The sequence below is a fragment of the Winogradskyella ludwigii genome (assembly GCF_013403985.1).
Taxonomy (GTDB): Bacteria; Bacteroidota; Bacteroidia; order Flavobacteriales; family Flavobacteriaceae; genus Winogradskyella; species Winogradskyella ludwigii.
Genome location: NZ_JABFDF010000007.1, coordinates 107,590 through 132,056, shown reverse-complemented (window position 1 = coordinate 132,056; position 24,467 = coordinate 107,590). Strand labels below are relative to the sequence as shown.

Sequence of the window (24,467 nt, the reverse complement as noted above, 5' to 3'; positions counted from 1 at the left end):
TATAGAAAAAGCCTCACATTCTTAATATTGAATGTGAGGCTTTTTTACATCTTGTTTAGAAGGTTAGTTAATAGCTTCCGTATCTTTTATTGCGATAATAAGCGTGTCTTCAGCTTCAACAGAATTGGTTGTTGTAACCATAACTTCTTTAGTGGTGTTATCGTCATTAACTGTAACACCTTCTTCATTGGCATGGCCACCTAAAATTGGAGCAATGACTAAACCAATTAAACACGTTAATTTAATTAATATATTCATTGAAGGTCCAGAAGTATCCTTAAATGGATCGCCAACAGTATCACCAGTTACAGCAGCCTTATGAGCTTCAGAACCTTTAAAAGTCATTTCTCCGTTAATCTCTACACCAGCTTCAAAAGACTTTTTAGCATTATCCCAAGCTCCACCAGCATTATTCTGGAAGATTGCCCAAAGCACACCAGAAACCGTAACACCAGCCATATAACCACCAAGCATTTCGGCAATAGCGAGATTATTCATTCCAAAAATCATAGGAACAAAAGCAATAACTAAAGGAAATCCGATTGTTAATAAACCAGGTAGCATCATTTCTTTTAAAGAAGCTTTAGTTGAGATCGCCACACATTTATCATATTCTGGTTGCCCAGTACCTTCCATGATTCCAGGAATATCTCTAAACTGACGACGAACTTCTTCAACCATTTCCATGGCTGCTTTACCTACGGCATTCATTGCTAAAGCAGAGAATACAACAGGTACCATTCCTCCAACAAATAACATGGCTAAAACAGGAGCTTTAAAGATGTTAATTCCGTCAATTCCTGTAAAGGTTACATAAGCTGCAAATAAAGCTAATGATGTTAATGCAGCAGAAGCGATTGCAAATCCTTTTCCTGTTGCAGCTGTTGTATTACCAACGGAGTCTAATATATCTGTACGTTCTCTAACGATTGGTTGTTGTTCACTCATTTCTGCAATACCACCTGCATTATCTGAAATTGGACCAAACGCATCAATTGCTAACTGCATAGCGGTTGTTGCCATCATTGCAGAAGCCGCTAAGGCAACTCCGTAAAACCCTGCAAAAGCATAGGATGCCCAAATGGCTCCAGCAAATAATAATACTGAAGGGAAGGTAGAAATCATACCTGTTGCTAAACCTGCAATAATGTTAGTTCCTGCTCCTGTAGATGATTGTTGTACTATTTTTAAAATTGGCTTTTTACCTAATCCTGTGTAATATTCGGTTACAGAAGAAATAACAGCACCTACAACTAAACCAACTAAGGTAGCATAGAAAACGCGCATTGCCGAAATTTCAACTAAGCCCTCACCAAAGAAATTCATATGCATGGTTTCTGGTAACATCCATGTCACTAATACAAAACATGATATGGCTACTAAAACAATAGAGGTCCAGTTACCTATATTTAAAGCGCCCATGACTTCAGATTCTTTAGCATCATTACTCTTTATTTTTACAAGCATGGTTCCTATAATAGAAATTATAATACCCACACCAGCAATTGCCATTGGTAATAAGATTGGGCCAATGCCGCCAAAAGCATCAGAAATAGAACCACCCATATCTTTAATAACATAATTACCAAGAACCATGGCTGCTAATACTGTAGCGACGTAAGATCCAAATAAATCGGCTCCCATACCAGCAACATCACCTACGTTATCACCAACATTATCTGCAATTGTAGCAGGATTACGAGGGTCATCTTCTGGAATACCAGCTTCAACTTTACCTACTAAATCAGCTCCAACATCTGCAGCTTTAGTGTAAATACCTCCTCCTACTCTTGCAAAAAGAGCAATAGATTCAGCTCCTAAAGAGAATCCTGCTAATGTTTCTAATACAATTGTCATATCCATTGTATTAGTCCATTCACCTCCCATAAAATATTGAAAGAAAAAGATAAAGAAACCTGTTAAACCTAAAACAGCTAAACCAGCAACACCAAGTCCCATAACAGTACCACCTCCAAAAGATGTTTTAAGAGCATTTGGTAAACTTGTTCGAGCGGCTTGTGTTGTTCTTACGTTTGTTTTCGTTGCTATTTTCATTCCAATGTTTCCAGCGAAAGCAGAAAACATAGCTCCGAAAATAAATGCAACAACAATGAGGATATGAGTTGTAGGTACTATATAAGATACTATGGCGAGTAAAATACTAACAACAACTACAAAAATGGCGAGTAAACGATACTCAGCGTTTAAAAAAGCAAGAGCACCTTCGTAGATGTGATCTGAAATTTCTTTCATCTTACCATCACCTGCATCTTGTTTCATTACCCATGATTTTTTAATAACCATGTAGATTAATCCTAAAAGCGCCAAAGCTATTGGCATATAAATCATCATTGCTTCCATATTCTATTTTTTGATTAAAATTAGTAAGGTAAAAGTAACGAAATGAATTATATTTTACGAAAAAAGCAATATCAATTGCTTGATACTGCTTTTTTAATAATTATACACTTAAAAATCTCCGATTCTTAAATTAGCTTAACTTATATGGTAAACGTTCTTTTCTTTTTGTGTTCGCTTTCATCATAACGTTGTATACATTCATGATAAATCTTTATTGCTTCTTCTGCACCTCCCCAATCTCCAACATCTACTTTCTTTTTTTCTAAGTCTTTATATACTCTAAAAAAGTGTTCGATTTCTTTTAATCTATGTGGATTTAAGTCACTTATGTCTTTATTGTTACTCCAAATAGGATCTGATACAGGAACACAAATAATTTTTTCATCTGGTCCTTTTTCATCCGTCATATGAAATACACCAATAGGTCTAACTTCCATTACAACCATTGGGAATGTAGGTTCGTGACCTAAAACTAAAACGTCTAAAGGATCACTGTCTAAAGCTAAAGTTTCTGGTATAAAGCCGTAATCTCCAGGATACATCATAGATGAAAACAACATACGATCGAACCTTATTTTGTGTAAAGCAAAATCATATTCGTATTTATTTCTACTCCCTTTAGGTATTTCTATTAATACATCGAAAGTTAATTCTTCTGTTTCTGACATGTTAAATTTGTTTTATTTTTCTAGAAAACACAATGCTATTATTGTGCGATTTGTGTTGACAAATATAATGTAATACTCAGTTTTTGCCAAAATTAAATGGCCCTTAAATATTGATTAGGTATTGATTAGAAGTAAAAGCCAAAACTACCTGTAATACCAAAAGGTCTTGCATCTTGTTGGTCTAAGTAATTACCTCTGAAGTTAAAGTCTAATCGTAATACTTTGAAAATGTTAGCAACACCAAAACTGTATTCATAATACATACGTGTATTTGGTGCAACTAAAGGAATCTGAAATAAATTATCAGTAGTATTAAGTGCTCTATTTTCTTCAGATAACTCTCCCCAAACACCTCTTAAGCCTACAATAGCTCTAAGATTGTATTTTTTTAAGAATGGAATACGAGAAAATATACGACCATTAAAGTTATGTTCTAAATGCACAGAACTATATGTATCTGTAACAAACTCGTAATAATCTAATTGTGTAAATGTGTTGTATATTGAAAAATAGGATTGGTTACCAGGAACAATACTAAGTAATCCAAGAGGTACGTCTCCAAATGTTTTACCTAATTCTATAGATGTGGTTAATCTCCCAAAACCACCAACTTGCCATGGCTGTATATATGAAAACTGTAATTTAGTGTAGTCAAAATCACTATCAAACCAATCGCGATCTCCGCGACTTACTTGTGCAAATAATCGAGCAAAATTATCATTCTTATTTTTTCGTTCTACTCCAAAACCTGTCATTTGACGTTTTGGAAAGTAACCTAACGATAATCGGGTTTCAAACTGACTGACTTCTGAAGATACTCCTGTAATCGACTCAGGATCATCGTAGTCTAAGCTAAATGTTGGTGATGCAGAGCTGAGCGTTCTATAACTTCCATCTACACGAATCTCAAGATTACGGAATGGTTCAATAGAAACACCAAGGTTAGTTAAATTAATATTTGAAAGCTTATCATTTGTACCTGTACCAATGACAGCTGAAGATGCTAAACTACGACCTAATACATCTGAAGAACTCGTTAAACTAGCTCCAATTTGCTCTACATCGCGTCTATTGCCGCCAAAAACAGTGAATCTGCTGCGCTTGTCTAACAACCACTTTCCAGAAATACCATATTTAAATTTATCATCTTTAAAGCCATAGGCCAAAAAGCCTTCAATTCTCCACAAATCATTTGGTCCAAAGTAGGTTCGTCCACCTGCTCGTAATCGTACTCCTTCAACTTCATTATAACCAAATGTTGAAAATATAGGACCGTAATCTAAATTTGCCGCTGGAAACTCTACGTAACCAGACGCTAGAATACTACCTAGATTATATAAACGTTTAAATTTCTTAACGGTCTTTAAGGTATCCAACATTTTATAGACGCCTTTTTCATCTTTATTTAAGGCTTCTAATCTGTTGGTTTGCCAAAAATCATCTTCTCTATTATAGATGTCTTCGTCATAATTATAAACAACCTTATCATAGAATTTAGGATCTTTGATTTCGTTAAATTTATAATTATCATAAATCGTTGTTCGCTTTCCATAAACACCTCGTGATTGTTCTTTCTTATTTACGGCGAAATCTGAAAGAAAATAATCACGTTTTATAAGGAAAAGAGAATCGTTGAGAACTTCAAACTCTTGTTCTATATAGATTTCCTTAACCCAGTTTATATTGGCGCTTTTAGATGCTTGAAGGTTTATTTCTTTTATAGCGTAAGTAGAATCGTTAACCCAAAAATCTCCTTTAAAAGTCAGTTCGTTTTTACGTCTAGGATAGTAGATAATGTTATAACACCATTTGTTATCTATAAAAGCACTATCGGATAATACATAATTATACGTTTGAACACCTGTTCTACTCAACGGGCTAACAAAACTTTTATCAAAGAATTTTAAGTAATTATCGTAGATATTGTATTCAGAATATAAATCGTCTATAAAATCTATTATGATTTGATTATTACTAAAACCAGAGTTTTTATTCCCTTTTAAATCTTCGTGTTCTTTATTAAGAATGTTATCTCCTGAAATTTTCTTTACAGATTCATTTAAGAAGATAGGTAAGTAGGTTTTCCCTGTAACGTTAGACGTATCAACTTCGTTAAAAACAAATTCCATACCCTTAAAAAGTTTACTCTTAATTAAGGTGCTGTCAATGGTGTTGAGGTCAAATTCTACTTTTTCGTATTGGTCGTATTCATATTGTTTAAACTGGCTTAAACCATTTTGACGTTTACGTTCCCAGATTTTTTGTAGAATTCTTATGGCTGGATTTTCAGAAGCCTTTTTAGATTGCTTCCCTGTAACAATAAGTACTTCATCTAGTGATGATGCTTCCTCTTTAAGAATGAATTTTAAATCGTAATTAACACGTTTGGTAAGTGGTATTTCTAATATTTCGAAACCAATAAATGACACAATTAAGTTGTCCCAATTATTCTCTGATTCTAAATAAAATTTACCGTCTTCATTTGAAATGGTTCCTTCTGTAGAGCCTTTAAATAAAACATTGGCAAACGGGATTGGTACGTTGTATTCATCAAATACATATCCGCTAACTTTTGTCTGCGCAACGGCAGACATAAATCCAAGAACTAGAAATGGGATGAGAAGTTTTAGTTTCATATTAAAAAATAAACTTCATCAACAACCATGCTAAACTAGTGTTTGAGGGTTGCAAATGAAGTTTATTAAATGCAGATATCTGCAATTTATTTATACATTACTTTTCTTACTGCTTTAAGAACATCGTCACTATTAGGTAACCATTCTGCTAATAAAACAGGTGAATAAGGTGCAGGTGTATCTGCTGTGTTTATTTTTATTACTGGTGCATCTAAATAATCAAAAGCTTCAGATTGCACTAAATATGTAATTTCAGTAGCAACATTTCCAAAAGGCCATGCTTCTTCTAAAACAACAAGGCGATTTGTTTTCTTTACAGATTTCAAAATTGCATCTCTATCCATTGGACGTACAGTACGTAAATCAATGATTTCGCAAGAAATACCTTCTTTTGCTAATTCGTCTGCAGCAATGTAAGCTTCCTTTATAATTTTACCAAAAGAAACGATAGTAACATCTGTTCCTTCACGCTTAATTTCTGCAACGCCTATTGGCACTGTGTATTCTCCTTCAGGAATCTCTCCTTTGTCTCCATACATTTGCTCACTTTCCATAAAAATAACAGGATCGTCATCTCTAATGGCAGCTTTTAATAACCCTTTTGCATCATAAGGGTTAGAAGGAATAACAACTTTTAAGCCTGGAGTGTTAGCAAACCAGTTTTCAAAAGCTTGAGAATGCGTTGCACCTAACTGACCAGCAGAACCTGTTGGACCTCTAAATACTATAGGACATTTAAATTGTCCACCAGACATTTGTCTAATCTTAGCTGCATTATTTATAATTTGGTCAATACCAACCAAAGAAAAGTTAAATGTCATGTATTCTACAATTGGACGGCAACCAGTCATTGTAGATCCAATAGCAATACCTGCAAAACCAAGTTCTGCAATAGGTGTGTCAATAACGCGTTTTGCGCCAAATTCATCTAACATACCTTTTGATGCTTTGTATGCACCATTATATTCTGCTACTTCTTCACCCATAAGATAAACACTTTCATCTCTGCGCATTTCTTCGCTCATGGCTTCGCAAATAGCTTCTCTAAATTGAATTGTCTTCATTGTTTTGTTTTTAATCGATTAGCAAAAATAATAATTCTATACTATATATCGACATTAAATGTACTGCGAAAAACGAAAATATTTAGAAGGTTAATCTTTTTTTGTTTTATAAATTTTTGAAAAGGTATATTTTAAATTAAACAACAGGCCAATTGTGATAGAATCAGCAGAAAATCTTTAAATTTTTGAAAAATTAACAGTAAAACGGTATTAAATTGTCTTTTTGAAAAAAAATACTATGCGTGCATAGCAAAATTAAAAAATATATATTTATCTTCGTACACAAGAAAGAGACATTTAATTAAATCATTTTTATATGAAGATATTAGTATGTATTAGTCATGTACCTGATACAACATCGAAAATTAATTTTACCGAAGGAGATACAAAGTTTGATACTAACGGTGTTCAATATGTTATTAATCCTAATGACGAATTTGGTCTAACACGCGCTATGTGGTTTAAAGAAAAACAAGGAGCAAGTGTAGATGTTGTTAACATAGGTGGAGCAGAAACAGAACCAACACTAAGAAAAGCATTAGCAATAGGTGCAGACTCTGCAATTAGAGTTAATACACCAGCAACTGATGGTTATGCTGTAGCAAAACAATTAGCAAAAGTGTTTACAGATGGTGGTTACGATTTGGTAATTGCAGGAAGAGAATCTATTGATTATAATGGTGCCATGGTTCCAGGAATGTTGGCAAGTATGATTGGTGCTAACTTTGTTGCCAATTGCATAAGTTTAGAAGTTGATGGTACCAGTGTAAAAGCGGTTAGAGAAATCGATGGAGGTAAAGAAACTGTAAGTACAGCATTACCTTTAGTTATTGGAGGTCAAAAAGGATTGGTTGAAGAAAGCGATCTACGTATTCCAAATATGAGAGGGATTATGATGGCACGTAAAAAACCTTTAAACGTTGTTGAACCTACAGATGCAAGTGAAGAAACTAAGGCGGTAAGCTTTGAGAAACCAGCTCCTAAAGGTGCGGTAAAATTAGTAGATGCAGATAATATAGACGAATTAGTAAGTTTACTTCATAATGAAGCTAAAGTGATTTAATTTTTAATTAAATCATTCCGAACTTGTTTCGGAATCTCATGATGTTATAGATAATATTAACAAGATCCTGAAACTAGTTCAGGATGCCAAAACAAAAAATTATGTCAATTCTAGTATATACAGAATCCGAAAACGGAAAATTTAAAAAGGCAGCATTAGAAGTGGTGTCTTATGCAAAAGCTATAGCAGACCAAATGGGAACTACAGTAACTGCTGTTGCTGTTAATGCAAATGATACTGAGGCGCTTGGAAACTATGGTGCATCAAAAGTACTTTTAGTAAAAGACGATTCATTAGATGCATTTAATGCAAAAAAATATGCAGCAATCCTTGAGGATGCCGCAAAAAAAGAAAGTTCAAAAGTAGTTGTCGTTAGCGCTAGTGCAAATAGTAAATATTTGGCACCATTGTTAGCTGTAGGCTTAGAAGCAGGTTATGTTTCTAATGTTGTTGCGGCTCCATCTAACGTGTCACCATTTACAGTAAAACGCTCTGCATTTACAAACAAAGCTTTTGCCAATACAGAAATAACTACAGACGTGAAAATTGTTGGTTTATCTAACAATTCATTCGGATTAGTAGAGTCAGGTGGAAGTGCTTCTGTCGAAGACTTTTCTCCTTCAATTCCAGAATCTGGAGTTAAGGTAGAATCTGTAGATAAAGCAACAGATAAAGTAAGTATTGCAGATGCAGAAATCGTTGTTTCAGGAGGAAGAGGTTTAAAAGGTCCTGAAAATTGGGGAATGATTGAAGAACTTGCAGAAGTTTTGGGAGCAGCAACAGCATGTTCTAAACCAGTATCAGATTTAGGCTGGAGACCACATGGTGAGCACGTTGGCCAAACAGGAAAACCTGTAGCTTCAAATTTATACATTGCAATTGGAATCTCTGGAGCAATACAGCATTTAGCTGGTATTAATTCTTCAAAAGTAAAAGTGGTGATCAATACAGACCCAGAAGCTCCTTTCTTTAAGGCTGCAGATTACGGTGTTGTTGGTGATGCTTTCGAAGTTGTTCCAAAATTAATTGAAAAATTAAAAGCTTTTAAAGCTGCAAACGCATAATTTTATTACCTTGTAGTCTTCAATACTAAATCATCATTAAAATCGATGAGGTATTAATTAAGGACTGTTTAAATTTAGAAGTTCTTTTTTTGCTTGCGTTTTATCGAAAGTAAAAGAGAATTAACCAAATCTGCACATTGCAGTTGGTAAAGTCCAAATTTAAACAGTTCTTTGTGTTTTATAAATTATGAGTTTAGTTCGTTTAAATATCAAAGGCATTTCATATAGTCAAACCCAAAATGGTGCCTACGCTTTAATACTTAATGAAGTAGATGGAGACCGAAAACTACCAATTGTTATTGGTGCTTTTGAGGCGCAATCTATTGCTATTGCTTTAGAAAAGGAAATTCGTCCTCCACGTCCACTTACCCATGATTTATTTAAAAATTTTGCCGACAGATTTGATATTGTTGTAAAACAAGTTATCATTCATAAGTTGGTAGATGGTGTGTTTTATTCAAGCTTAATTTGCGAACGCGATAAGATTGAAGAAATTATTGATGCAAGAACGAGCGATGCTATTGCTTTAGCCTTACGTTTTAAAGCTCCAATTTTTACTTATAAAAATATTTTAGACAAAGCTGGTATCTATCTTAAAGTAAACCCTAAACAGGAAGACGAAGAAGAACAAGATAGTATTCTTGTAGATGACCTTATTGTAGAAGAAATAGAAGCTGCTTCAGTAGAAAAAGAAGGTTATAAAAACACTCCATTAGAAGAGCTTAATACACTTTTAGAAGAGGCTGTTAATAATGAAGATTATGAAACGGCTGCCAAACTAAGAGACGAAATTTCTAAACGTTAACTAACCCTTTTTACTTATGAATTATTTTTTCAAGGCTTTTCTGGCTATTTTTATTGGACTTTCATCAATTACAGCTCAGGAACTTGAAAAAACGTGGGAGTCTACAGCTCCTGAAAGTATCTACAAAACCTTAAAGTTTAGTAATGGAGAATTCAATTTTTCTTCAAATGCTATAGGAGATTTAAAAGGAGATTACATGTATCAAAATAATTTATTGGTACTCTATCACAACGATTCTTTAAACTCAATAAAAAGGTATAAGATTACTGAACTTACAGATTCTACATTGGTTTTTTCTGGTAAAGAATTGCGTTTTAATTTAGTGTCAAAAGAAGAAGTTGAAATTGTAGCAGAACCAGAGGTAGTTGGTGCTAAAATTATACCAAATCAAGGCTTTTCTTTTACTAGTTTATGGCGAGGTATTTTAGGAATGGTAACTCTAATTTTTGTTGCTTTTCTATTTAGTAGTAATCGTAAAGCTATTAACTGGAAAACGGTTGGTGTTGGTTTACTTTTTCAACTTATTATTGCCGTTGGTGTATTAAAAATAGATTTTGTTAAGACTGTTTTTGAAGTCATTGGACAAGGCTTTATTGCTATTCTTGGCTTTACACAAGCGGGTAGCGAATTTCTATTTGGAGGCATGTTAGATATTAATTCTTTCGGGTTTATTTTTGCTTTTCAAGTATTACCAACAATCATATTCTTTTCAGCATTAACATCAGTTTTATTTTATTTAGGATTGATTCAAAAGGTGGTAAAAGGTATGGGTTGGTTATTGTCTAAAGTACTTGGTATTTCTGGTCCAGAAAGTTTAAGTGTTGCAGGTAATATTTTCTTAGGTCAGACGGAAGCTCCATTGCTTATTAAAGCGTATTTGGAGAAAATGAATAAGTCTGAAATTCTATTAGTTATGATTGGTGGTATGGCAACTGTGGCAGGTGCTGTTCTTGCTGCTTATATTGGCTTTTTAGGAGGTGAAGATGAAGCTTTACAATTGTTTTATGCTAAACATTTATTAGCCGCTTCTGTAATGGCTGCACCTGGAGCGATTGTGATTTCAAAAATATTATTCCCACAAACAGAAGAGGTAAATACAGATGTTGCGGTATCTCAGGAAAAAATTGGTTCTAATATCTTAGAAGCTATTGCCAACGGAACAACAGAAGGCTTAAAACTAGCCGTTAATGTTGGTGCTATGCTACTTGTATTCGTTGCTTTTATAGCTATGATTAATGGAATTTTAGGAGCAGTTGCAGGTTTTGATGGCTTTACGATTGAAGCTTTAAATGTTGATTGGCATTTTACGTCTCTTAACTCGCTTATTGAAGAGAATACACCATATAAGAGTCTTTCTTTAGAGTTTCTTTTAGGTTATTTATTTGCACCGTTAATGTGGTTAATTGGTGTTGCAACAGAAGATATGGCTTTAATGGGACAATTGTTAGGGATTAAACTAGCAGCAAGTGAATTTATAGGATATATTCAATTAGCAGATTTAAAGAATGCAGCTAATGCTACACACCTTACTTATGAGAAGTCTATTATTATGGCAACTTACATGTTATGTGGTTTTGCAAACTTTGCCTCTATAGGTATTCAAATTGGAGGTATTGGATCTTTAGCACCAGGACAACGTACACAATTATCTAAATTTGGAATTAAAGCTTTAATTGGTGGAACCATTGCTTCTTTGATTTCTGCTACAATTGCAGGAATGATTATTGGGTAACAAATTCTTGCGAAAGCAAGAATCTTATAAAATATAGATAAGAACGTATTTATTATAGTGAAGCATCAAATATTAAATTTTGATGCTTTTTTTATTTATTTTCGCTACAGTGATGCTCAGAGTTGTTATAGTGTAATTTGGTATCAAAAATTTAGTTTAATTTAATGAGATTCCTACTTTTGTAGGACGTAAGTATGAAACAATATCACGACTTAGTAAAACATATTTTAGCAGAAGGAAACGAAAAAGGAGATCGTACAGGTACAGGAACAAAAAGTGTTTTTGGTTATCAAATGCGTTTCGACTTAAGTGAAGGCTTTCCAATGGTTACCACCAAGAAATTGCATTTAAAGTCTATTATTTATGAATTACTTTGGTTTTTAAAAGGAGATACTAATATTGATTACCTTACTGAAAACGGAGTAAAAATCTGGAATGATTGGGCCGATGAAAACGGTGACCTTGGACCAGTTTATGGTCATCAATGGAGAAACTGGGCAAGCGAAGATATTGACCAGATTAAAGAAGTTATTGAAACTTTAAAGAATAATCCCAATAGTAGAAGAATGTTGGTTTCTGCTTGGAATCCTTCAGTATTACCAGATACTTCAAAATCATTTTCAGAGAATGTAGCCAATGGAAAAGCAGCATTGCCTCCGTGTCATGCCTTTTTTCAGTTTTATGTTGCAGATGGTAAATTATCTTGTCAGCTTTACCAGCGTAGTGCAGATACATTCTTAGGTGTACCTTTTAATATTGCATCTTATGCATTATTTACCATGATGATGGCGCAAGTCTGTGGCTATGAAGCGGGTGATTTTATTCACACCTTTGGAGATGCTCATATTTATAATAACCATAAAGAGCAGTTAGAATTACAATTGTCTAGAGATATTAGACCACTACCAAAAATGATTTTAAATCCAGAAGTGAAAGATATTTTTAACTTTAAATTTGAAGATTTTACATTAGAAGATTATAATCCGCACCCACATATTAAAGGTAAAGTGGCTGTTTAAATTTATAACATGAAGCACTTTTTTATTCTTATTATAATTTTTGGAGGTTTAGTCTTATCTGCACAAGAAAAAGCTATTAAACCATCTAAATTAGATTCTATATCAGTTACAAAAGATTCAGAAAGCTATAGTATCATTGAAGACGTACCTATATATAAAGGGTGTGAGAAAATGATGACTTACGCTGATAAAAAAGAATGTGCAAATCAAAAAATAGGCGATTTTTTTAAAGAAAATTATAATACAATACTATCAAAAGGTTCTAAAGTCGCTCCCGGAAAGGCTAGAATATTAGTTACATTTAATGTTGATGAGCAAGCTAATATTGTTGATGGCAAAGCAGAAGGGCCAAATAAATATTTGGAAAATGAAGCGTTACGTGTTTTAAAATTATTACCAAAATTCTCATCGCCTGGTTATTTTAAAGGAAAACCTGTTAAAGTTCCTTTTTCTATTCCTGTAGTATTTGTTGTAAGGAATAAAAATATAGAAACAGTAAACGCAACATACCCTGTGTATAGAGGTTGTAACCAAGAATTAAGTTTTGAGGAGACCAAAAAATGCACTTCAGATAAAATTATAGACTACATTAAAGTGAGTCTTAATTATGAATTAGCAGATAAAGCCTTTCCTACAGCGTTGACTACAAAATTCTACGTGGAATTTACCATTAATAAAAAAGGGAAAACAGAACAAATTAATGTAAAGGCACATCATAAAGCTGTGGCTACTGATGTTATTCAGCTTATAAAAAGAATGCCAAAATTTAAAGCGCCAGGAACAAGTAATGAGGAACCTGTTGAAACACGCTTTGGTGCATTAATAGAGGTTAGATTGTTAGGCTAAAATAAAAAAAGCATCCCAATTTCTTGGAATACTTTTAGTAAATTGTTGTTATATAGAGAAATTCTATAAGTTTATAACACAGTTTTCTGCCGATGCAAAATCGTTATAAGCAAAAGCATCTGCTTGCTCATCATTAACGTAAGCACCATCTATAAGATATCTAAACTCGTATGATGCATCCTTTGCTAGATCTAATGTACCTTTAAAAGTACCATTTTTTTGTTTTTTCAATTCAGTAGCTTCAGTATTCCACTCGTTAAAGCTTCCAACAACCGCTACACTTTTTGCCTCTTTTGCAGGAACAGAAAATGTTACTTTACAAACTGGCTTAGTCTTTAAATACTGTTTTTTGATGGCCATAATAAATATATTTAAATAAATGAATTAATTATACAGCAAAAGTATAAAAGAATCCAATATTTGAGAGTTATTAATTATCTAAAAACTAAAGATTTATCGATTTATTAGAATAGTCTTTAATTAATGTTAGACTACGTAAAATATAGATACAAATTTTATAAGATTAATAATATAGAAATTTATTTATATTGTATTGATTTTCAGTTATATCGTTTTCGGAATCAAAAAAAGTTAAAACCATAAGAATCTTCCAAATGGTTTAGCGAAAAACAAGTATCTTTATCTTATTAATTTACAATTATGTTTGGTAAAAAAAAACAAGTTTCATCTATAGATAAAGAGCAGTTAGAGCTCATTGAAAATGCTCAAAAACGCATTAAGCAAAAGAAGCGTTTGTATATTCATTTCGTTATCTTTTTAATTTGTTCAGTCTTTTTTATTGTTGCAAATAACTTTTTAGGAATAGGCGAAACTTATATAATAGCTGGTCAAGGCTGGTGGTTTTATATCGTTTTACTGTGGTTACTTGTTTTAATATACCATTTTATCACTGTCTTTATTACTAATAAATTTATGGGTAAAGATTGGGAGAAACAACAGCTAGATAAATTAGTAAATAAACAACAAGATAGAATAGATAAACTTAAAGAGAAGTTTGTGAAAGAAGAATCTAAAATAGCACAAACGCAAGCTTACACTGAAACAAGAGAAGATGTTGTTGCAGTTGAAAAAAAAAAGACTTCTGAGTTAACTATTATTGTTGCCGCAGGAGAAAACAATGCTATTGGCAAGGACAATGATTTAATTTGGCATTTAAGTGATGACTTAAAACATTTTAAATCGTTAACCAATGGTCATCATATTATTATGGGACGTAAAACATTTGAAAGTTTCCCCAAACCGTTACCCAATAGAACTCACATTGTAATTACAAGACAAAAGGATTATAAAGTACCTGAAGGTGTGATTATTGTAAATTCTCTTAATGATGCCATAGATGCTGCAAGGCATGATAAGACTCCGTATATAATTGGTGGTGGCGAAATCTATAAGCAAGCCATGTCTTTAGTGGATAAGCTTGAAATAACTCGTGTTCATGCAGATTTCGAAAATGCTGATACATTCTTTCCGGAAATAGATGAAACGAAATGGCAAGAAGTAAGCAGAACAACTCATGATGCTGATGAGAAACATGCCTTTGCGTTTTCATTTATTACTTATATAAGAAAGTAATAGACTACACTTTTTTCAGTATTTCCTAAACCTCAATTATTAAATTGAGCAGGCAACCATTTGCCTGATTTTTGCGTCTTTAATTATAAAGGCATAACTTGTTATGCTATAAATTGTTGCAGTTTTTGTAACGCTTATCAATTATGGTCGTCATATATTAAATTAATCAATCAAAAAATCACTTACACATGAGTACGCTAAAAATCAATAATTTATCAAAAACCTATCCTAATGGTGTAAAAGCTTTAGATAATGTAAGTCTAGAATTAGAAAATGGGATGTTCGGACTTTTAGGTCCCAATGGAGCTGGGAAATCGTCTTTAATGCGAACCTTATCAACACTACAAGATGCAGATTCTGGAACAGCTACATTAGATGATATTGATATTTTAAATGATCCAGCGGAACTTCGTAAAGTATTAGGCTATTTGCCGCAAGAGTTTGGAGTGTATCCTCGTATTACTGCAGAACAACTGTTAACGCACTTAGCCATATTAAAAGGAATTACAAACTCTAAAGAACGTAAGGAGTTAGTAAATTATTTATTAGACAAAGTAAACCTTTATGAAAAGCGTAACAAATCTATAAAAGGTTTTTCTGGTGGAATGAAACAGCGTGTTGGTATCGCTCAAGCCTTAATTGGAAACCCGAAACTTATAATTGTAGATGAACCAACAGCCGGTTTAGATCCAGGAGAACGGAATCGGTTCTATAATTTATTGGCAGATGTTGGTAAAGAGGTTATTGTGATTCTTTCCACACATATTGTCGAAGATGTAAGAGAACTTTGTACCAAAATGGCAATTATGAATTTAGGTGAAATTGTCTATCATGGTTCGCCTCAATCTGCAATTGAAGATCTTAATGGTAAAGTTTTTCAAAAGATAGTGAGTAGAGAACAACTTCAAAATTATGCTAACGATTATAAAGTAATTTCAAATAAAATGGTAGGAGGACAACCATTGATTCATGTGTTTAGTGAAGAACATCCTCAGAACGGATTTGAGCAAGTTGCTCCAGATTTAGAAGATGTATTCTTTTCAAGAATCAACACATCAAACGTATTAGTTTAATCCTTCCTAACCATTTTCAATCATGTTTAAAACATTCTTTTTATCAGAATTAAAATATACCCTCAAACAACCAATGGTGTATATTTTTATCTTCATATTGGCATTAATGGAATTTTTCGCGACAGTTAGCGATAATGTTCAAGTTGGTGGAGCTATAGGTAACGTGTATCGTAACTCTCCATATACCATTACCATTCATATTACTATTTTTTGTGTTTTTAGTTTACTTATGGCTGTTGCTTTTTTTAATAATGCGGCTTTAAGAGATCACAATAATGAGTTTAATGAAATATTATTTACAACACCCTTAAGTAAACCTGGCTACTTTTTTGGTCGCTTTTTTGGAGCACTTTTGGTTTCTACATTACCATTACTTGGTGTTTTTATTGGAATGCTTTTGGGTACGTATATGAATTCTATTTTTGGATGGATGGATACATCCCGCTTTGGTGATTTCTACCTTGAAACCTTTATCAATAATTATGTATTATTTATACTTCCAAATATGTTTTTGGCTGGCTCAGTAATTTTTGCCATGGCTAACAAATGGAAAAGTACGGTTATATCTTTTGTTGGTGGCTTAGTGATTATTGTGGCTTACATTGTTTCAGGTTCGTTAATGTCTGACGTAGATAACGAAACCATTGCTGGTTTATCGGATATCTTCGGAATTAACACGTATGCAATAGAAACTAAATATTTTACACCAGCAGAAAAGAATACTATAAGTCCAGGCTTTTCAGGTATTTTATTTTGGAATCGTTTGATTTGGACAGGAATTGGCATTCTCATTTTAATGCTCTCTTATTTTAATTTTTCATTTAAGAAGAAGAATAAAAAAGTAAAGAAAGAAAAGGTGAAGATTACAAATACTGATACTGTATTTAAACTTCCCAAATTAAATCCAACATATAATACTTCAACGACTTGGATTCAGTTTAAAAGTTTTTTTTACACTAATTTTCTGAGTATTACCAAGAGTGTTACATTCAAAATATTGTTCCTTTTTTGTGTTATTATTTTGGTCGCAGACCTTAGTGGTGGATTTGAATATTTTGGACTTCAATCGTATCCATTAACATACAAGCTTATAGACTCTATAAAAGGTAGTACAAATATTTTTACGATTATAATTCTTATCTTTTTTAGTGGAGAATTGATTTGGCGCGATAGAGATTCTAAAATTAATGAAGTTGTAGATGCCACTGCGCACACTTCATTTGTTTCTATGGCTGCAAAAGCCTTATCATTAATTTGTATTACCACCATCCTAAATTTATTCTTTATTTTAATAGGTATTATCTATCAATTACTAAACGGATTTACGCGTATAGAATTAGATGTTTATTTGTTAGATTTATTTTATTCAAATTTAGCACTATATATCGTTTTTGCTGGTATTATGATTATGATACAAGTGCTTTCTAGCAACAAATATATTGGGTATTTCATTTCAATATTAGTGCTTTTAGTATGGGAAATAGTTCTTAGTATTTTAGATGTGTCTACAAATATGTTAAATATAGGAGGCGGAGGTTCTGTATTCTATTCAGATATGAATGGCTTTGGATCTGGACTAAAAAGTACGTTGTGGTTTAATTTGTATTGGATGTTAATTTCTGTACTAAGTTTGTTAATCGCAGGAGCATTATGGAATAGAGGTTCTAATAGTTCATTATGGAGTCGTTTTAAAACGGCAAATAAAGAAGTACCAAAGAGTTATAGAGGTTTCATAGCCTTAACATTTGTAGTTTGGCTTGGTGTTGCTGGTTTTGTCTATTATAATACTCAAGTATTAAATCCATATCGTTCTAGTGATACCACAGAACAATTAATGGTAGATTTTGAAAAGAAGTATAAAAAGTATGAAGATGCTGTGCATCCTAAAGTTACAGATGCTAAATATTTTATAGACATCTTTCCTAATAAAAGAGATATCCACGTAAAAGCGGATATAGAATTAACCAATGAGTCTAACCAAGCTATTGACTCGTTACACTTCTTTAATGGTGAAGGTTGGGATACTACATTGAATATTCCAAACGCAAAGCCAGTTTATAAAGATACTACGTATTTGTATACTATTTACAAACTGACACCTCCGCTGCAACCAGGAGAAAAGCTAATATTGAAACTCGAAAATAAATATATCACTAAAGGGTTTGAAAATGGAGGAGGATCCACCATGATAGTAAAAAATGGAACCTTTATTAATAATGGAGATATTTTACCAACTATGGGTTATAATGAAAGCTATGAAATTAGCGATCAAAATACACGTAAAAAGTATGGCTTAGAGCCTAAAAAGCGAACTCCAGAATTAACCTCTGAATTAAGTGAATTACATAACCGTAATTATATCAATAATGGTCAATCAGATTTTATTAATGTAGAAACTGTAATATCAACCATTAAAGAACAAACGGCGATTGCACCAGGTTCGCTAATTAAAAAATGGGAAGAGAACGGAAGAGACTATTATCATTATAAAACAGACACACCGTCTTTAAATTTCTATTCGTTTATGTCTGCGGATTATGAAGTTAAAAAACGCAAGTGGAACGACGTGGATATTGAAGTGTATTATGATGAAAAGCATCCTGAAAATGTAGACATGATGTTAGATGCTGTAGAGCGTTCATTGGTCTATTATACCGAGAATTTTGGGCCGTATTTCCATAAACAATGTCGTATTATAGAGTTTCCTCGATATGCATCTTTTGCTCAGGCATTTCCAGGAACCATGCCGTATTCTGAAGCTATTGGTTTCATTATAAATTTAGAAGATGAAACAGGGAATAACGTTGTAGATGCAGTTATTGCTCACGAAATGGCACACCAATGGTGGGCACATCAAGTTATTGGAGCAAATATGCAAGGTGGTACAATGATGAGTGAAAGTTTTTCTGAATATGCATCGTTAATGACTTTAAAAGGTATTACAGAGAACCCAATGAAGATGCGTGAGTTTTTGAAATACAATCACGATCGTTATTTAAGAGGGCGTAGTGGAGAACGTGAAAAAGAATTACCGCTATATAAAGTAGAAAACCAAGGCTATATCCATTACGGAAAAGGGAGTGTGATTTTGTATGCTCTTCAAGATTATATTGGAGAAGATAAAGTGAATTTGGCAATGAAAAACTTTTTAGAAGAATACCGCTATAAAAAACCACCGTATCCAACTTCTTTAGATTTTTTAAGACATTTAGAGCCGCAAGTTCCAGATTCTTTAAATTATGTTATTACAGATTGGTTTAAGGAAATTACGTTGTACGATAATCGTTTAAAAGAAGCCAACTACAAAGTGCTGGATAACGGTAAGTATGAAGTTACTTTAGAGATTGAGAGTTCTAAAATAAAATCGGATAGTTTAGGAAACGAAACTCAGACTTCAATAAACGATTGGATAGATGTAGGATTCTTTATGGATGATGCAGAGGAGCAACTTTACAGTCAAAAACGTATGAAGTTTAATAAAGAAAAATCGACGATTATAATGCAATTAGATTCGTTGCCAGCCAAAGCTGCCATTGATCCAAGACATATTTTAATAGATCGTGTTTATAAGGATAATATTAAAGGCATAAGTTTAGAAGAGTAAATAAGGTTTACTAGCTAAAATGAAAACACCCTAACTTAATTTTAAGTTAGGGTGTTTTTTATATGTTATAATGATCTAAGATCTAAACTATTTCAAAATTAAATCTCAAATGCTTCTTTTACTTTGTCAACATAATCCAACTTTTCCCAAGTAAACAATTCTACATCTAAGGTTACAGGTTCACCATTAGGTTGCTGAAATGTTTTAGTAACCGTTTCATTTTTTCTTCCCATGTGTCCATATGCTGCCGTTTCACTATATATTGGTTGACGTAGTTTTAAACGCTCTTCAATAAAAGCTGGTCGCATATCAAATAGTTTTTCAACTGTTTTAGCAATCTCACCATCGGTTAAATTAAAATGACAAGTGCCATAAGTATCAATGAAAATTCCCATTGGTTCTGCAACACCAATAGCATAAGATACTTGCACTAAAATTTGGTCACATAAACCTGCAGCTACTAAATTCTTAGCAATATGTCTTGTTGCGTAAGCCGCACTTCTATCTACTTTACTTGGATCTTTTCCAGAAAATGCTCCACCACCATGTGCTCCTTTTCCACCATACGTATCAACAATAATCTTACGACCAGTTAATCCTGTATCTCCATGAGGTCCACCAATCACAAATTTACCTGTTGGATTAATGTGGTATGTAATATCGTCATTAAATAAGTCCTGAATATGTTCTGGCAGCTTAGCAATAACTCTTGGTATTAATATTTCAACAATCTCTTTTCTGATTTTAGCTAACATTTCATCATCTGCAGCTGCAACATCAGCTTGAGATTGTGATTTAGGTGATACAAAATCATCATGCTGTGTAGATACTACGATAGAATCTATACGTTGTGGTGTGTTATCATCACTATATTCTATAGTTACCTGACTTTTAGAATCTGGTCTTAAATACGTTATGTCTTTATTTTCGCGACGTAATTCTGCTAATTCTCTTAAAATTCTATGCGATAAGTCTAAAGCTAAAGGCATAAAGTTTTCAGTTTCGTTAGTTGCATAACCAAACATCATACCTTGGTCACCTGCACCTTGCTCTTCTTTTGTAGCTCTATCTACACCACGGTTAATCTCTTCAGATTGCTCGTGTATGGCAGATAAAACTCCACAAGAATTACCATCAAACATATACGCACTTTTTGTGTAGCCTATTCTGTTTATAGTATCTCTTGCAATTTTTTGTACGTCTAAATAGGTGTTAGAGTTTACCTCACCAGCAAGAATAACTTGTCCTGTGGTTACTAAAGTTTCGCATGCTACTTTAGATTCTGGATCAAAAGCTAAAAAGTTATCAATTAAAGCATCACTAATTTGGTCTGCTACTTTGTCTGGGTGTCCTTCAGAAACACTTTCTGAAGTAAATAAATATGGCATAAGTCCTATGTTTAGGTTATATTAAATCAACGGAAAAATTTAGGATTGCTTGGTCGCTAGAGAAGTAGTAAACTTACTGCTTTAGCATTTTTTGTTTCGGCTGAATTAAATTCGGCGTCAGAGGTTGCAATCAGATCAAATTTTTCCTCTCAATTTTTGATGGTACAAAAGTAGAAAAATTATATGGAACGAAATTTTAATTCGCTTTTTTTATGAATTTATTTGGTTTTGTAATATTCTGAAATACGATTTAGCATTCAAAATTTATAAAAAAGTAATAGATTTACAATATGCTTTCAAAGAAAACAAAATACGGAATTAAAGCCTTGGTGCACTTGGCAAGACAGAACGATCGTGAACCTGTTCAAATTTCTACAATTTCAAAATCAGAGAATATTTCTCAAAAATTTCTGGAAAGTATACTACTGACTTTAAGAAAAAATGGAATGTTAGGTTCTAAAAAAGGTAAAGGTGGAGGATACTATTTACTTAAAGATCCCAAAGAAATTCCGATGACAACCGTTATGAGATTGTTAGAAGGTCCAATAGCAATGGTGCCTTGTGTGAGTTTAAATTTCTACGAAAAATGTGCCGATTGCCCAGATGAGAACATTTGTGCAGTTAATAAACTCATGCTAAAAGTTAGAGATAATACCTTAGAGATATTTAGAAACACAACATTAGCAGATTTGTCTGAATTAGCAGATTCTTAAAGTTTACGACTTAATTTTTTGAAAATTTTATGAAGTTGATTCAAATAAAATTTCTATGTTTGTATTATCCTATTAAATCTATAGGGTAATAGGATTAATAAAATTAGGCACATGATTGATATAGATATAGACGTTTGGAATAAAAAACTGAGAGATAAAACTCCTAATGAAATTGCAGAATGGGCTTTAGGTTTATCAGACAATAAAATTGTAACCACCAGTTTTGGAATATACTCTTCGGTGTTATTAAGTACAATGTCTAAACTAGATCATAATATAAAAGTAGTGTGGTGCGATACCTTATACAATCAGCCTACAACTTATGCTCATGCGTCTAGTTTAATAGAAAAATATAAACTTAATATTTTTAAATATCAGAGTTTATATACTAAAGAAGAAATTGATTCTACAATAGGTTTGCCAAGTTTGGAGGATGATAATCATGCTATTTTTTCAGAAGCCGTAAAATTAGAACCTTTTAGACGTGCCTTAAAAGAGCAAAATCCAGATGTGTGGTTTACAAATATTAGAGTAAGACAAACAGAATACAGAAGCGAGAAAGATATTTTAAGTTATAGTAAAGATGGTATTCTTAAAGTGAGTCCCTTTTACTATTGGAGTGATGCGGATTTAGATGGTTATATAGAAGAGCATCAATTAGCTAAAAACGGTTATTACTTCGATCCAATAAAAGCACTTCTCAATAGAGAATGTGGTATCCATTTTGAATAATTAGACGATATGCAGAGTTTTAGAACAGAAATAGAAAATCCAATAGTTGAAAAGGATATTATTGAATTAGCCAATAAGATTGAACTTTTTCATAATGGAAAATTAGACGAAGAAAAATTTAGAAGTCTACGTTTAGCACGAGGTGTTTATGGTCAACGCCAACAAGGAGTGCAAATGATTCGTATTAAATTACCTTATGGTAAAGTAATGAGTAATCAATTACGACGTATCTCTGAGGTTTCAGATGAATATTCTAGAGGTAGATTACATATTACAACACGTCAAGATATTCAAATTCATTATGTAGATCTAAATAGAACTCCAGAACTTTGGGCAGAATTAGAACGCGATGATGTTACACTACGTGAAGCTTGTGGTAATGTGGTTAGAAATGTAACAGCATCAGAAACTGCAGGTATAGACGTAAACGAACCTTTTGATGTGTCTCCATATGCAGATGCATTGTATAAATTCTTTTTACGTAATCCAATTTGTCAAGAAATGGGACGTAAATTCAAGGTTTCTTTTTCTTCAACAGATGAAGATACAGGCTTATCTTATCTACACGACTTGGGTTTTATAGCTAAAATAGAAAATGGAGTAAGAGGATTCAAAGTCATGGCAGCAGGAGGTTTAGGGTCTCAACCACGTCATGCAGAAATACTATATGAATTTTTGCCTTCAGATAAAATTATTCCAGTGATGGAAGGTGTTTTAAGAGTTTTTGATCGTTATGGGGAACGTAAAAGTCGAGCCAAAGCACGCATGAAATTCTTATTAAAAGATATAGGATTAGAAGCTTTTAAAATATTAATTGAAGAAGAACAAAATGCTATTGAATTAAAAACTGTGGCAATTGATGCAGACGCTTACGTAGCATCTGTTCCTGTATCAGTAGAAATTCCTAAGGTTGAAATAAATGATAAAGTGGCATTTAATTTATGGCAATCAACCAATCTAATTCCTCAAAAACAGGATGGCTTTGTAGCTATAGGAATTAAAGTGTTATTAGGTGATTTTTATACCGATAAAGCACGTTTATTAGCAGATTTAGTTGATAAATATGCAGCAGGGGAAATCCGATTAACCTTACGTCAAAATATTGTAATTCCTTTTGTGAAAGCAGAATTAGTGCCTTTTTTCTATCAAGAATTAGAGAAATTAGGATTTGTAGAAGCTGGTTATAATAAAGCCGTAGATATTACAGCGTGTCCAGGAACAGATACGTGTAACTTAGGTATTGCAAGTAGTACAGGTATTTCTGTAGAATTAGAAAAAGTAATTAAAGCCGAATATCCTCAGTACTTAAAAAATGAAGATCTTATAATTAAGATTAGTGGTTGCATGAATGCCTGTGGACAACACAATATGGCAAACATTGGATTTCAAGGAATGACCGTAAGAACACCAGACAAATTAGTGGCACCAGCATTACAAGTGTTATTAGGTGGAGGGAATTTAGGAAACGGAAATGGAGCATTTGCAGATAAAGTAGTAAAAGTACCAAGTAAAAGAGCTCCTGAAGCGTTACGAAGAGTTTTAGATGATTTTGAAGCCAATGCAAACGGAAAGCAGTTTGTGGAGTACTATAAAGAAAAAGGTGAAAAATATTTTTACGAACTCTTAAATGATTTACAAGATGTTTCCAATTTAACTCAAGATGATTTTATTGATTGGGGAGAAGAAGATAAATATGTAAAAGAGATTGGGATAGGAGAATGTGCAGGTGTTGTTATCGATTTAATTGCGACGTTATTTTTAGAAAGTGATGAGAAAATAGATAATGCTCAAGAAGCTTTTGATAACAAAGTATATTCTGGTGCTATTTATTATGCTTATCAATCTATGGTCAATTCAGCCAAAGCAACATTATTAGCAGAAAACAAGAAAACAAATACACATGCTAGTATTATTTCTCAATTCGATGAGTTTTTTGTAGCAACAGGAGACATTGAGTTAGGAAGTTCATTTGCAGATATCATTTATCAAATTAAAGTATTCTCGCCAACAGAAGACTTTGCTAAAAATTATATAAACGCGGCAAAACAATTTCTAAAAGGTGTGAGAACCTTCAGAGAAAAGCAAGTTGCAGTAAATATCTAATAG

18 protein-coding genes are annotated in these 24,467 nt (G+C 32.9%); 12 read left to right on the top strand and 6 right to left on the bottom strand.

Annotation, left to right across the window (positions count from 1 at the left end):
* Positions 1-63: 63 nt before the first annotated feature.
* From HM981_RS15805 to HM981_RS15790, 4 genes are all read right to left on the bottom strand, one after another.
* Positions 64-2,361 carry a sodium-translocating pyrophosphatase gene (locus HM981_RS15805; protein WP_246286317.1) on the bottom strand — a complete coding sequence of 766 codons (2,298 nt, stop codon included), beginning with the start codon at positions 2,359-2,361 and terminating at the stop codon, positions 64-66.
* Positions 2,362-2,501: 140 nt separating this feature from the next.
* Complete coding sequence (locus HM981_RS15800) at positions 2,502-3,029, bottom strand: inorganic diphosphatase (protein WP_179339773.1); 528 nt, start codon at positions 3,027-3,029, stop codon at positions 2,502-2,504.
* Between the two features lie 125 nt (positions 3,030-3,154).
* Complete coding sequence (locus HM981_RS15795; protein WP_179339772.1) at positions 3,155-5,665, bottom strand: DUF5686 and carboxypeptidase-like regulatory domain-containing protein; 2,511 nt, start codon at positions 5,663-5,665, stop codon at positions 3,155-3,157.
* Positions 5,666-5,751: 86 nt separating this feature from the next.
* The gene (locus HM981_RS15790; RefSeq protein WP_179339771.1) at positions 5,752-6,729 is read right to left on the bottom strand and encodes a pyruvate dehydrogenase complex E1 component subunit beta; all 978 of its coding nucleotides are present in this window, start codon (positions 6,727-6,729) and stop codon (positions 5,752-5,754) included.
* Between the two features lie 316 nt (positions 6,730-7,045).
* Here HM981_RS15790 and HM981_RS15785 point away from each other — a divergent pair, with 316 nt between their 5' ends.
* From HM981_RS15785 to HM981_RS15760, 6 genes are all read left to right on the top strand, one after another.
* Positions 7,046-7,792, top strand: a complete 747-nt coding sequence (locus HM981_RS15785) for an electron transfer flavoprotein subunit beta/FixA family protein (RefSeq protein ID WP_179339770.1) — start codon at positions 7,046-7,048, stop codon at positions 7,790-7,792.
* A 101-nt stretch (positions 7,793-7,893) separates the two neighbouring features.
* On the top strand, positions 7,894-8,856 hold the full coding sequence (locus HM981_RS15780) for an electron transfer flavoprotein subunit alpha/FixB family protein (protein ID WP_179339769.1): 963 nt from the start codon (positions 7,894-7,896) through the stop codon (positions 8,854-8,856).
* Between the two features lie 187 nt (positions 8,857-9,043).
* Complete coding sequence (locus HM981_RS15775) at positions 9,044-9,661, top strand: bifunctional nuclease family protein (protein WP_179339768.1); 618 nt, start codon at positions 9,044-9,046, stop codon at positions 9,659-9,661.
* A 16-nt stretch (positions 9,662-9,677) separates the two neighbouring features.
* A complete protein-coding gene (locus tag HM981_RS15770) occupies positions 9,678-11,393 on the top strand; it encodes a NupC/NupG family nucleoside CNT transporter (RefSeq protein WP_179339767.1) in 1,716 nt (571 codons plus the stop codon).
* Positions 11,394-11,587: 194 nt separating this feature from the next.
* Entirely contained in the window at positions 11,588-12,412 is an 825-nt protein-coding gene (locus HM981_RS15765) for a thymidylate synthase (RefSeq protein ID WP_179339766.1), read from the top strand.
* A gap of 9 nt (positions 12,413-12,421) precedes the next feature.
* Entirely contained in the window at positions 12,422-13,258 is an 837-nt protein-coding gene (locus HM981_RS15760; protein WP_179339765.1) for a hypothetical protein, read from the top strand.
* Between the two features lie 63 nt (positions 13,259-13,321).
* Here the strand turns inward: HM981_RS15760 and HM981_RS15755 are convergent, their stop codons facing one another.
* Positions 13,322-13,618: an isoamylase early set domain-containing protein gene (locus HM981_RS15755; protein ID WP_179339764.1), complete on the bottom strand. Its 297-nt coding sequence runs from the start codon at positions 13,616-13,618 to the stop codon at positions 13,322-13,324.
* A gap of 300 nt (positions 13,619-13,918) precedes the next feature.
* Here HM981_RS15755 and HM981_RS15750 point away from each other — a divergent pair, with 300 nt between their 5' ends.
* From HM981_RS15750 to HM981_RS15740, 3 genes are all read left to right on the top strand, one after another.
* Positions 13,919-14,851 carry a dihydrofolate reductase gene (locus HM981_RS15750; RefSeq protein ID WP_179339763.1) on the top strand — a complete coding sequence of 311 codons (933 nt, stop codon included), beginning with the start codon at positions 13,919-13,921 and terminating at the stop codon, positions 14,849-14,851.
* Positions 14,852-15,039: 188 nt separating this feature from the next.
* Entirely contained in the window at positions 15,040-15,924 is an 885-nt protein-coding gene (locus HM981_RS15745) for an ABC transporter ATP-binding protein (protein ID WP_179339762.1), read from the top strand.
* A 22-nt stretch (positions 15,925-15,946) separates the two neighbouring features.
* Entirely contained in the window at positions 15,947-19,528 is a 3,582-nt protein-coding gene (locus tag HM981_RS15740; protein WP_179339761.1) for a M1 family aminopeptidase, read from the top strand.
* Positions 19,529-19,626: 98 nt separating this feature from the next.
* On the opposite strand, the gene metK is transcribed toward HM981_RS15740, so the two are convergent.
* On the bottom strand, positions 19,627-20,916 hold the full coding sequence (gene metK, locus HM981_RS15735; RefSeq protein WP_179339760.1) for a methionine adenosyltransferase: 1,290 nt from the start codon (positions 20,914-20,916) through the stop codon (positions 19,627-19,629).
* Between the two features lie 290 nt (positions 20,917-21,206).
* Between metK and HM981_RS15730 the strand changes: the two genes are divergently transcribed.
* The 3 genes from HM981_RS15730 (at position 21,207) to HM981_RS15720 (ending at position 24,464) form a co-directional block, all read left to right on the top strand.
* Positions 21,207-21,629, top strand: coding sequence for an RrF2 family transcriptional regulator (locus HM981_RS15730; protein WP_179339759.1), 423 nt, complete (start codon positions 21,207-21,209; stop codon positions 21,627-21,629).
* Positions 21,630-21,740: 111 nt separating this feature from the next.
* The gene (locus HM981_RS15725; protein ID WP_179339758.1) at positions 21,741-22,361 is read left to right on the top strand and encodes a phosphoadenosine phosphosulfate reductase domain-containing protein; all 621 of its coding nucleotides are present in this window, start codon (positions 21,741-21,743) and stop codon (positions 22,359-22,361) included.
* Between the two features lie 9 nt (positions 22,362-22,370).
* Positions 22,371-24,464, top strand: coding sequence for a HEPN domain-containing protein (locus HM981_RS15720; protein WP_179339757.1), 2,094 nt, complete (start codon positions 22,371-22,373; stop codon positions 24,462-24,464).
* Positions 24,465-24,467: the final 3 nt, after the last annotated feature.